13 protein-coding genes are annotated in these 11865 nt (G+C 50.2%); all 13 read right to left on the bottom strand.

Going from position 1 to position 11865, the window contains the following annotated elements:
- Positions 1 to 83: 83 nt before the first annotated feature.
- The gene (locus FGA82_RS28155) at positions 84 to 779 is read right to left on the bottom strand and encodes a hypothetical protein (protein ID WP_064363715.1); all 696 of its coding nucleotides are present in this window, start codon (positions 777 to 779) and stop codon (positions 84 to 86) included.
- Positions 780 to 844: 65 nt separating this feature from the next.
- Positions 845 to 1099, bottom strand: coding sequence for a hypothetical protein (locus FGA82_RS28150; protein ID WP_141129627.1), 255 nt, complete (start codon positions 1097 to 1099; stop codon positions 845 to 847).
- Between the two features lie 419 nt (positions 1100 to 1518).
- The gene (locus FGA82_RS28145) at positions 1519 to 1833 is read right to left on the bottom strand and encodes a hypothetical protein (protein ID WP_141129626.1); all 315 of its coding nucleotides are present in this window, start codon (positions 1831 to 1833) and stop codon (positions 1519 to 1521) included.
- Positions 1834 to 2079: 246 nt separating this feature from the next.
- Positions 2080 to 2808, bottom strand: a complete 729-nt coding sequence (locus FGA82_RS28140) for a hypothetical protein (RefSeq protein ID WP_141129625.1) — start codon at positions 2806 to 2808, stop codon at positions 2080 to 2082.
- A 66-nt stretch (positions 2809 to 2874) separates the two neighbouring features.
- Positions 2875 to 3255: a hypothetical protein gene (locus FGA82_RS28135; RefSeq protein ID WP_141129624.1), complete on the bottom strand. Its 381-nt coding sequence runs from the start codon at positions 3253 to 3255 to the stop codon at positions 2875 to 2877.
- 225 nt (positions 3256 to 3480) lie between these two features.
- A complete protein-coding gene (locus tag FGA82_RS28130) occupies positions 3481 to 4992 on the bottom strand; it encodes a DNA cytosine methyltransferase (protein WP_141129623.1) in 1512 nt (503 codons plus the stop codon).
- 95 nt (positions 4993 to 5087) lie between these two features.
- Positions 5088 to 5969 carry a DNA adenine modification methylase gene (locus tag FGA82_RS28125; protein WP_115987186.1) on the bottom strand — a complete coding sequence of 294 codons (882 nt, stop codon included), beginning with the start codon at positions 5967 to 5969 and terminating at the stop codon, positions 5088 to 5090.
- Positions 5970 to 6051: 82 nt separating this feature from the next.
- Complete coding sequence (locus FGA82_RS28120) at positions 6052 to 6297, bottom strand: hypothetical protein (RefSeq protein WP_064363709.1); 246 nt, start codon at positions 6295 to 6297, stop codon at positions 6052 to 6054.
- A gap of 206 nt (positions 6298 to 6503) precedes the next feature.
- Complete coding sequence (locus FGA82_RS28115; protein ID WP_141129622.1) at positions 6504 to 6956, bottom strand: hypothetical protein; 453 nt, start codon at positions 6954 to 6956, stop codon at positions 6504 to 6506.
- A gap of 74 nt (positions 6957 to 7030) precedes the next feature.
- Positions 7031 to 8746, bottom strand: a complete 1716-nt coding sequence (locus FGA82_RS28110) for a VWA domain-containing protein (RefSeq protein ID WP_141129621.1) — start codon at positions 8744 to 8746, stop codon at positions 7031 to 7033.
- A gap of 66 nt (positions 8747 to 8812) precedes the next feature.
- Positions 8813 to 9997, bottom strand: a complete 1185-nt coding sequence (locus tag FGA82_RS28105) for a DUF3150 domain-containing protein (protein ID WP_141129620.1) — start codon at positions 9995 to 9997, stop codon at positions 8813 to 8815.
- A gap of 67 nt (positions 9998 to 10064) precedes the next feature.
- The gene (locus FGA82_RS32235) at positions 10065 to 10526 is read right to left on the bottom strand and encodes a hypothetical protein (RefSeq protein ID WP_171057376.1); all 462 of its coding nucleotides are present in this window, start codon (positions 10524 to 10526) and stop codon (positions 10065 to 10067) included.
- On the bottom strand, positions 10523 to 11569 hold the full coding sequence (locus FGA82_RS28095; protein WP_141129618.1) for an AAA family ATPase: 1047 nt from the start codon (positions 11567 to 11569) through the stop codon (positions 10523 to 10525). The genes FGA82_RS32235 and FGA82_RS28095 overlap by 4 nt, the downstream gene beginning before the upstream one ends.
- Positions 11570 to 11865: the final 296 nt, after the last annotated feature.

Raw genomic sequence — 11865 nt, 5'->3', positions numbered from 1 at the left:
CAGAATCATTAAGCCAGATCACCTTTAAATCCTCCCCCTAAGAGGGGGAGGATTTAAAGGCTAAGGAACATCACCTCTGAGAGTTAAACATTGTGCCAAATTGCCCAAGTTTTAAACCCAGATAGCATGGTGCTAATCCAAGCAAGCGCGTCCGAAAAAGACATTTCTTCTGATACTTGCTCAACTGCTCCATACCTCATTTCTTCAGCTACAAACCCACCCGATGAATTCTGACAAATCCTGAAGCCAGATAAGGTCGCATGGTCGAAATGGATTCTAAATCCATATGGAATTGCGTGTTGTAGCTCTAGTTGTACGAGATCTGCGACCTCGCTTATTTCAACGCAAGTATAGACTTGCTCTTGAAATTGATTATTTTCGGCTACCGCAAATACGACCGCTTGATCGTAATCGTTGGCATGAATGTCGTAAACCTTATCCAGGAGCGAAAACCTAAACGCTTTTTTGAACTGATTCAGCACTCTTACGTCTGCATCAAATCCGGCGTGGTTTTTGATCCACTGAGCAGCCTCCGACGACGTTGAATGTGTATTCGAGAATTTCTCTAGATGCGGTGGAAATACAGATCTCCACGTCTCGCCATCGTGTTCGACATAAAAAACGAGTGGCATACGTGGAGCGTGCTCAGATTTCACAGTTATTGCCCACTCTTCAAACGGACGTGGCTCGAATTGAAACCAGGCGTTCTGGCTCACAAGAGTAGATAAAACGTGTTGAAGCTGGGCATCACCAACATAAATAAATTCTGCAGTATTCATTTTTCGCTCCTTGCTAAAATTAACAGAAGGAGCGACCCCAACAGGGTGCTCCCCTGCGGGTTTAATCATGCCGCTATAGACGTCTTAGCGACCTCATTTCCTTGTGTTTTGTAAACAGTTGGGCGCCATAGCAGGTGCCATTCATAACAGTTAAGGAAAACCTTACGTTCGTTTTGCTTAGGCATGATCTCTTTGTAGTACCACGGAACCCTGGTAACAAATTCCTTACAATATACATCTTTGTAAAAGACAACATCAAAATTGTCTGTCTCACCACTAGCGTCAGGTTCCTTACGGGCAAAAACTTGAATTGGCTGCATGTCCTACTCCTTTGAGCGGGACTTCGCCCATAGGGACGTAAATCCCAATGGGTTGCCAATAGGCTTCGAGATATCTACAAAAAGCAGATAACAGATTTATAGAATTGTGCGTTCGTCAGCAAACCAGTTTCCACACCGGACAAAATATCGGTGATCAATGATTTGATTGTTAATGCGTTCAGTGTATTCGATGCTCCTTGGTGCGCCGCAATCAGCCAAAAATGCATGAGCAACTGCAAGCATTACCGTTGGAGCGGTGATTCTTAACTCTTGACCAGTAAAGGTATTTTTCACCGAGTAACTAAAGCCAGTCCGCGCTTCTCTCGGTCTGCCATAACTCGTCTCCGAGCTAGCTACCTTTGGTAATTCCCAAACAGGTGAATTGTTAAGCGACGAATCGTTTAATAAATCCATCTTGCTTACCAGTCGAAACTAGTAAGCTCCTCGTGTCTGTTTCCATCCGAATCAAAGGCGAGAAGCAGGAGGCCTTCATCCAAGGCGGAATCAAGTAACTCCGTAAGCTCTTTGCTGATCGGTGCCAGTTTGATTCTGGCCACTGTGAGAACGCCAATCATGATCAGGAAACCATGCTTGGTATCAAACACATAAGGCGCGTCCTCACTTCCCGACGCATAATCTGCGGCGAATCGGGTGAGGCACTCAGAATCATATTTCGTGATGTGTGCAGTAGACAACTCAACTGCTTGTACAGCGGCAAAGTCCAAAAGTTTCATGTCGTATCCTCAATTCAGGGGATACGACCCCAAAGGGGTAGAATCCCCCAGAGTGGTAGTTTAGGTGGCTGTTTTTTTTCTCAGGTCAGCAGCCTGCTCAATAACTGTTGCCTCAAGGCGACAGTCAATGATCTGTTTGTAACGCGACTGCCTAGAAGAATAACCAGCAAAACCCGTAAATCATAGACTCGAAAATTTAAAAACCCCCGCACAGGGGGTTGCCCTCCTGTGCGGGATTTAATTTAATCACAGCCGCTTCGCAATCCAACTCACGCGATCGACGATGACTGGCTCTTCTCCAATGACAGTGCCAAATTGGTCGATGACATTCTGCATGACTTGTACGGGAACCTTTCCGATTCGCTTGAGGGCGATTTGGTCACCAATATCAATGTCATATTCAACCATGCACCGTTCCAAATCCACACCCCATACCTCAAGGGTGCCGAGGCGAATCATATAACTAATTTTTTCGCCTTTTTGATGCTTGTATGGAAAAGCACCAAAGGACGTAACCTCCCCTTTCAACGCATCAGCCCACACATCGATTTCCGGGGCAGTGTCAGCGCAGTTTTGGAAGTGTTGCTCGTAAGCCTCCATATCCGCGCGCAGAGACTCGCTGTCAAGCTCCTGATAGTTGTGCTCAACTTCAGGTGCGGTTTCACTTAATACGCGATCCCACAGCTTCTGTTCTTCGGAACGGCCGGGTAAAGCCTTGACGCGCACGGGAGCAGGCAACTGCTTACACGGAGCATCATTGGTACGACTAAAAGATCGCAATGAGCCTTGGCTTTTAATTGCCGCGGCACGCTGCTGAATCTCACAACGTCGTTTATTAATCTCTTCGTTTTCGCGAGCTGCAGATTCATTCATCAAACGAATTCTGCTTGCCAGCGGAGATTCTTCCAGAGAAAAATCTTTCAGTTGGTGAACGAAGGTTGCAGGTACAGCGCTATCGAATTGTTGAAAACGCATGGTGTTTCTCCTGATTAGAGGTAGCTACACCCCATAGGGGTGTTAAGCCCCGATGGTTTAGGTTCTTCAATAAGTGGATAAACACGCCTCTGAATTTTTTACGAAGAGCCAGGCAGATACCCAGGCACCGCTTTCGGTTTCAGAAATAACAGCGTGTGAATCTATTTCAATGTTGTCACTTGAACCTAGGCAGTATCGATTTTGAGCGGCTACCGCGAAGGCATTCGATTCAACATCCTCTCCAAACTCTCGAACGCACTGACTGAAGTCGAGACCGTTTTCTTTCGCGGCCTTCAACATTTCTGTCATTGAGTTCTCAGCCTGGAGCTGATCAAGAAGCGCTTTAACTCGACCATCATTATCAGAAGTTTGCGCAACTTGAAAAATGGTTGAAACGAGCAAAGCCTGATTTTCGTGAGAAAGAAGAAGAATCTTCTGCGAGGACATGGGACGCTCCTGTAACAGGGCGAACCAGCCCAGAGGGTGGTAGCCCTGTGGGTTTGAAATAATGCGAGAGGTGGGTGTTTGTTTTGAGTGATCACCAGTCACTATCAAACGATCAGCCTCAAGGCCAAACGCAAGAATCTGCTTTCGTCGACGTCGTTTTCGCGGAAGAAGACTCGATAAACTGTGGCCCCGAAAGGCCACAGATATTACAGCATCGAAACGCTTCTACAGCAACATTTGCTGAGTAGAAACCGCCGCTATGGGGGGCGGCATCGTGAATGCCGAGTCAAGATTTTTTGGATAATCATGACCAGCATCGAGGCTTGCTAAGTTGGGGCTTAATGAATCGGGAATAGCTGGTGATTCATTGTCTGTTCTGAACATCGAGCAGCCCATTTCTTCACCTATCGATTCAAAAAGTATGAAGGCAACGCTTTGCCCCATTATTTGGTGTGCTGTCGTCTCTGAGACTCCTTCCGTCAGAACTTCAGGTATTGTTTTTAATCGTGTGTGCTCAAGCCGCGTGAACAGCCGGAACAGGTCAGGGTTTTCAGGGTGAATCAAGAAGGGTTCAGTCGATCGCCCCTTAAAGTAGTGTCGACCAATCGTTCCACATCCGTTCTCATCTCCTGTTAATCGCTGAAGTCCGAAGTTCTTGCCAGCCGCCTTATCATTGATCGCCTTCTCAGACAAATATGTGTATGGCTTCCAACGCGTTGAATCCAACGGAACCGGCTCAAGGATCTCTTTGATAGAGGCCTCTCGCACCTTGTGGACTTTGAGATTATCGAACGACAAAAGATCTCCCAGACCAGGGGTATAGGCGATCATCACCATTCGTTTTCGCTTCTCAAGCGCGCCGAAATCAGAGCTATCCAGCACTTTCTCGTTGAGCACGTATCCCAGCGATTTTAAAACACTTCGAATTACCGCCATTGAGGCAGTGGTCTGGTACTCAGGCACATTCTCCAAAACCACGATGGCAGGATTGGTTGCTTTCACCCATGACAGGTAGTCAAAAAACAACGTACCAGCGCTGTCATGCTCTTCTGCAAACTCTAAATCGTTCTTGACCCTTCCCGCTTTTGAAGCCCCTGTACAAGGCACTCCCCCTGTCAAAATGTCGCATTGGGGAACGTTCCCCTCAAGGCTGACATCCCTGATATCGGAGCAAATCGCAATAGAGTCCGCTTGCCAAATATCCGGATTGTTGCGCAACGATGCGTTGAGGTACTCAGCTTCTAACTCAACACCCACTTGCACAAAAGAACCAACCCCAGCTCGCAGTAGCCCTGAGTGGATGGCCCGATCGAGCACCCCTCCACCGTGAAATAAACTGGTAACGGCAAGTTTTTCGCCGCGATCCAGTTTTTCTTTCAGACGTTTGAGTCGTTCACGGATTTTGGTTTGCAGTTGCAATGCCGTTATGACAATACGACCGTTTCGAATCGCAATCCGGACCTTCTCGTCATCCTCAAACACCTGGCGTATCTCATCACTGCGCAGTTGAAGGAGCGGATGCACCGTCCCGTTACGCTCGCGCTTTGAGACAGTGAATGTGCTGCCGACAAAGTTAGCGGGTACTGCGACCAGCTCCAGGCGCCTAGCGGCTTTATCAGATCGAATTGTGTACTTATCTCCGATCCGCAGACCTCCGTGAGCAAGCTTTTGGCCTTCCATCCAGATTGAAGGTTTCTGGCGAGCCTCACCAATTTTCGCGTTAATAATGGTCGTCATTTCATGCTCCAGATTGCGGAGGCACGACCTCCCCTTACAGGGAGATCGCCCCCTGTAAGGGATTGCCACCCGTGAGGTGGCCTTTCAGATTTAAATCAAGAAGCCAGTCGATACACGCCGGGCTTTACTCGTTCAAAGAAGACTTCGTTCTGCAGGACCTGACGAATCTTCGCGGCCCAATGTTGGTTGTTCCTGGTCTGTGCGTATGGCTCTAAGGCTGCGTTTATTTCTTTCAAATGCAGCACCTTGCCCCCCTGCAGTACTCGTCGAACAGCGGCACGCCAAGTGATATTGACCATGGCCTCCGCGCGTTTTTCGATAGTGGCAAGGAAGAACAACGCCTCCTGCTGCTTACGAAAAACCAATAGTTTTTCATGAGCAATCCGGATTAAGCGGCCCCGATATTCTCTGGAGTCACTGACGCAGTTGTGTTGAACCTTGATTACCTCATCGATTAGACGTCCAGGGGAAACCCGTTCAACGAGCGACGAAAGGTTGAAGTACTCTCCTCCCTTCCGCAGATTGCCCATAAGAATTCCATACACGCCACCGCGTTCAACGGCGTCGTGAATGTTCATCACGGCAAGCTCCAGGGCCTCTGTAAAGTCCGGGAGTCTCATCCGGGACATATCCCACTTGTTTGGCTCACCCCACTCAACACCGCTGTACTGAAGCATTCCGGCGTACGGGGGATGCCACCATGCCAAATGTGCCTCTTCGCCAACATGTGACTTGAGGTCGTCGACAAGCAGGTTGAAGCCTTGATGCAGATCAGTCCCAAAAAATCGCAGCCCCAGATCTCGAGCCACATCAGCACTTGTACCGCCGCCAACGCTTGGATCGATAACAAGACCATCTTTTCGGCGCTGGTAGGACTCAACAAATCCTTTGACGATATGACCAGTGCAGTTGCCGCGGTAATTGGACTTGCCCCAAGGGCCCCGATCGGGAAACGATACGACTGATGAATTGAACATGGTGCGCTCCAGTTTTTGAAGGACCATGCCTCAGCAGGGAATGGCCCCTGCATGGGTTTAGTGTTGGCCAAGTGGCCTTTAGTCAATGAATGATGTCGGGAGTGAATACGCGATTCTGCGTTTTCTCTCGGAAACGATTTACGAGTTCATCGAAGCTTTGATTGAGCTTTGATGGCGTTTCAAAAGCACCGCCCACGTTACGAAGGATGATGACCTCACCGGTGGAAAGCTCCCACAAGTGAACCTTTACCACTCCGCAGGTTGACCACGCTTTTCGTGTGACCTTCGCGTCGCCCTGAAGGCGCGCAGCGACCATTATCGGACTCATACTTTTCTCCAGGATTTCGCGGAGAAAAGCCCCAAGCGGGCTTACCCCGCTGGGTTGGTGTGTGGGTGTTTATTTCAAGTGCTCACCACGCACATTTCAAACCCGATCGCGCAGCGACCGAGCCAGAAATCTTTGTTGGCCAGGCTCATGGAACCAGCCCAACAAAGTATTCTGGAAGTACCACCCCCGTTTTACGGGGGGTGGATTTAAGCGACCTGTCTACGTAGTTGACTTCGCGCTTTTTCATCTCTCATTCGATGGGTTCTTCTTTCCATCCCAGCTATGTTGCTGCGAAGGGCATCATGATCGATGACGCCCCACTCAGTCATAGCTGTCCCTAACGCGCAGCAGGCTCTGAAACTGAAAGGACGGAGAGAATCATCGTTGATCCAACTCCAGATCTCCTCCCTCATTTCAACGCTAGCACGGCGGTCCAGAGCTGTTTGTAGTGCATCCCGAAGGATGCGGTCGTACATCACCTGGATATCTGCATCGGACCAGTTGATCCGAATGAAAATATCTTCTGGCATGGCCAGAATGTCTAGGAACGAAAACTGTTCCACATCGGCTTGATCTCGGCGCCGACGCTGCGGAACCTTGGCCAGAACGGCGAGTTGAATTTCACTCTCCGATGGCGCCTCAAAAAAACTCATTTGCATGCTGCACCTCCAGATTAAGCAGAGGTAGCAGCCCCAGTGGGGCGCTCCCCCCACTGGGTTATGGCTGACAAGTGTCAGGCCACTTTTGCTGTCAAAACGTTTTGCACGAGCTCAAACAAAGCCTGTCGGAGGTCGCTCACTCCGCTGATATAGCGGTAGTTGCTTCCAAACAACACTCTCAAGTTCGAGCTTTGCGTCCCCATTGCAATACCGAGCACTTCAACACCGCTATTGCGGCATCGTTCGATAATGTCAGTTGCGGACGTAACGTCGTCAGGATCACCGTCGGTCACCACAATGAGAATCTTGCGATCCTCACGTTGCCGCACCAGAAGCGATGACACAGTCCAAAGCGCTTGCGCTAAAGGCGTGGAGCCTTCAACGCTCACAGCGAACCGTCCATCACGCCTCGCTTTCTGGAACATCTCTCCGTGTTTGAGAATCGGCGCGATACCCAGTCGACCGTTGACGGTTACTGGAAACCGATAACCAGCAGGATTAACTCCCGGTAGGCCATCCATCGCTTGTAACAAGGACGCCACAGCCACGGTTGCCTGTCGAATCGTGCTCTGCATCGATGGCGAGTTATCCAAAAGCACTTGGAGGGCCGCATTGGTTTTGACGATTGGGTCTTTATGCCGAAAAATTCGGCTATCCCCAACCATCAGCCTTGCGATCCGAGTGCTATCAGGTGACCTGCCAGTACGGCGCAGTGAAGGTCTGGTATTTCTAACCCCCTGCATCAATCCATTCAGCACAGCACGTAGACCCATCGCGCTTTCAAACGCCTTGTCGGCAATCTGGTCGCTAAAGTCACTTTGTCTGGCTGGAACATCATGAAGATCTGCAGGTGTCGATTGGCTGTAGTCAGCATGCGATCTCAAAAGCTCTGAGGCCGCTTGACCCTTGTCCGATATAACACCCTGCAGATCTGCGTCAGTAGCATTTAAGATTTGCTGGATGAGGTTGTCGTCGAAGGACGACATGTCACCAGCTTGCGGATCATCAGTTGCCTGTTGCTGAGATGTCGTAGAAGAATCTTCGCCGTCATCACCTTGCTCATTGCTCGGTTCGGATGAACTACCCGGATCCGCGGTTGGCTTCGGTTCAGCATTTCCACTAGATTGATCATCCGGCTTATCAGAATTGTCCGATGTGTCTTGTTCATCCTCCTCGGGCTCTTCTTCAAGTACTGAGAGAAGTTTCTTTGCAAGCCCGAATGATTCAGCCGTCGATGAAAGACCACCAACGCTGGCACCTAGCAATCCCATGACTTTGGTCGTTTTGCCTTTTCCCAAGACGTCAACCATAGCCACAAGAGCTTGATCGGCTTCGTCGCGAATCGGCTGCCTGAGGTACCTGGCACATCCATTCAACAGGAGTCCATTCAGCAAAATTGCAGCTGGATGACTGTTCTGCCGAATGTCAGTACCTCTGAACAAGTGAACAGCCAAAGCATCAAGATCACGTCGACTACCTGGATACTCATTCATCATGAGCTGTTCGATCCGAAGATCTTCGACCAGGTTGGTCATTCGACTCTCAATCGGGGACGGCTCTGCACCACCATAAACATCAAGACTAAAGTCTGTGTGTTTCACATGTGATGCTTCGTGAGCTAAATACCCGTAGGCGATCTCTGCACCTTTGACATCATCAGGATCGATGTTCGGCAAGTTAATGACCTTGCCATCGGTACTTGCGATATCACCGCCAAACCGAAGCTTCACTCCCAAGTTGTCAGCAAGAGCACGTGCAACGATTGGCATAGCGCTGGTTAAAGTTTTCATGGTGCGTCTCCAAAAGCAGGTGACACACCACCCCTAAAGGGGCGGTATGCCCCGTTAGGGTTGGTTTTAAAACCATACGACTGATTGCGACTGTGTCGGTGGCGCCGTAGGGGCCACTACCGGATCAGTCATCGTAGGTGTGATGGTTTCTTCTCTAGCTACCACTTCTGCAGCCTTTGTTTCGACTGGCGTCGTTGATGGCTGGCTCAGGTGAGCCCATTCTTCAGCAGCTTCCGAATACATGATCGGCAGAGGATCTGCGCTTACAGGCATTACGGGAATCACCTCTTGAACATTAGAGGTCGGTTCAATCAGAGCATTGCTATCCACAACAGCCTCGATTTGAACCGGAGGTTCCGTTTCAAGCTCCGGTTCGTCATCAGCCATTTGCACGCCCATTGAGGCCGCATGAAACCCCCTGGCCAGTTCAAGGATTTTCGTCTCATCTGACAGGTTCATCATCAGACTCAATACCAGCTGAAAATCCTGTCCCTCAACGTCTCCCTTGTCGGGGAGTCGCATCAACACATCGTCAAACGTCTGAGCGACAGTTGCGACCTGAGGATTTAGAAACGACAAACTTGCGAGCTTACTTTGCATTTTCTTGAGTGCGTTGACCGCACGCTGCCCAATGCTCTGTTTGCCCAAAAAGCTGCTTTCCAATGCCTCGCGAGCTGCTTGCGCAATTTCACGGAACAGCTGGCCAGCAAGACCGCTAACCTCCTTTTCCAAGCCTCGATTGAGGATTGGCTGATCGCCACCTGCGGGCGCCAACCGGCACGCCGTGTAATGACAACCCAAGCGACTTTCAACCACCCCTACAGGCGTGATTGCGATTTCTAGCGCGCTTTTGAAGTTAGGATTTGCAACGATCCAGTCCTGGGCAAGCCATTCCTTGATATTTTTGTCGTAGTCCTTACAGAACACTGAGCGCGCATCTACAAACTCACGCTCAATCACGTCCAATTTATCTGCCAGTTCAACGGACCTAGAAACAGGTACCGCATAACCACCGAGAAATCGAACTCCGACTTCTTCACATGCGCGAATCGCGCGGCGCTTCAGCCGATCGAACACCTTGGTTGTTTCAGGATCACAGATCCGTTTCGAACCCAAGCTGACCAACTGCTCGGGGGGAAGATCTACAACGCCAAGGTCTTCGGGTTTGAGCTTCTTACGACCGGACCAAATACTGATATCCAAACCGAAGAGCAGAACTTCTTGTAGGACTTTTACGTCTTGAATTTTCATGGAGCATCTCCGAAAAAGGTGCTCCTCCCTTGCGGGGTAGAGACACCCCGCTGGGTTTAGGTTTGAGCTAAAACCAAACCCCAGTAGGGACTTTGGTTTCAGCAAAAGCTGCTTGTAGGTTGATGCGTTTGGCTATTACGCCTAGCGCCTCAAGTGCATCAAGGTACAGCTGCTCATCTGAGCCAAGTGAAGGGTTTGGCACCATGAACAGCGAACAGATCTGCTTTGAGTCGAGGGTGACTCCTTCGTCGCCATCTTCTCTAGAGAACAGCACCAGCTCGGTGCCGTTAGCCGTAAATAATTGCGAAAGCTTTACCAAAAGGATGAGCTTCAGTCGTTGAGCACGGTTCTCGAGAAGAATCTCTCCAGAGCCGAAGCCCTGGAGGTCAAGCTCTAGCTCGGCCCATGCAGGCGCCAGCTCCTCGTAAACCCTTAACTCGACTTCGTCCTCTCCCATACCTGAAAGAAAAAGTGGCATTGCGTCCAACGCTTCCTGAGTATTCATTGCCACCCAGTTGACGTGATTCATGCCTCAGTTTCCTTCCAGAGTTGATCGCCGAAAACCTCTTGGCAAATTTTATGAATTGTCGTCCGCTGAAGAAAATCTGCGCGGTTTGTCAGCGACTGCCTCATCGACACATACAGTGGCGACTCGCATCGTGTCTTCGACAACCCGGCCTGCATTTTCGCCCAGCGCACCAAGGTTCTGGTGCTCATGGTTATGGTTAACTGCCCGCGATCATCGGCGGTCGCGGATCCTGCAACTCCAGGATTTGCATTTGCGACAATACGGTTTCGCTCTTCTTGATCGCACCCAATGAATTGAGCGCGGATTTTATTGGCAACCTTGATGAAGGGCTCCAGAACACGTACATCCACACCGGGCAACACACCTTGCAACACCTCTATTTCGTCTGCCGGATCCATGTAGGACACCCGCAAAGTTCGATAGCGATCCATCGTTGCAAGGTTTTGTTGCTGGGTACCGCCGTACAGGCCGGTATCATCACCCTGCCCCGCAGTGTTGGATGTGCCAACGAAGCGGAAGTTGGGGTGAGGATGGATTATGCGACCGCCATCTTCAGCGATCACGAGTGGACGGCCCTCCAACACCGCGTTTAGCGCGGAAGCGGTCGACGGATCAAGAAAGTCCATTTCATCCAGAATGAAGATGAACCCTCTTTCGATTGCCATCGTCAATGGACCATCCACAAAGACCATTTTCTGGTCACCAGTGGCTGGTTCGACTGTGAGGGAGTGGTGACCGACTAGCTCTGGCCACTCCAAACGGCTGTGGGCATTGGTCTGCAGTGCAGGCCAGTTGAGACGCCCAGCCGCTTCAAGAATCATCGAGGTCTTGCCCGATCCTGTTGGACCGACCAAAGACAGCGAATCATCAGATGGATCACTGAGCCAGGCCAGAAGACCGCGAAGAAGCTCACGGCGAAACTTGTAGCCGCTAGACACTTTCGGAACAAAGTCCATATGGGCATGACCAGGCGCAAAGCCGGGCACGCTTACAGGAGCTTGGATTCCAAACGAAGTCAGCGGGATTTGAGCATCAAATTGCATGGTGTATCTCCAGAAAAAGAGACACGCCAGCCCCAACGGGACGGTGTGTCCCGAAGGGTCGTAGGAAGGTGGGTGTTTGTTTTGAGTGATCACCAGACACTTACTAGCCAAGTCGTACCATGACGACAGAGCGAGATACTTGAAGCAAATTGCTTTGGTCAGGCCTGTGGCCTCACCAAAACATTCTGCCTGTAAATTTAACGTAGTCAGCCATCATGGGCTACACGTCGCAAAGCTGTGCCCCTGTTAAGGGGGTGAATAGCTGAGGGCCCGAAGAAATTTTACCCTCGCATACA

The organism is Pseudomonas fluorescens, assembly GCF_005938625.1.
GTDB classification, from domain to species: domain Bacteria; phylum Pseudomonadota; class Gammaproteobacteria; order Pseudomonadales; family Pseudomonadaceae; genus Aquipseudomonas; species Aquipseudomonas fluorescens_BD.
This window is presented reverse-complemented; position numbering and strand designations above follow the sequence as displayed.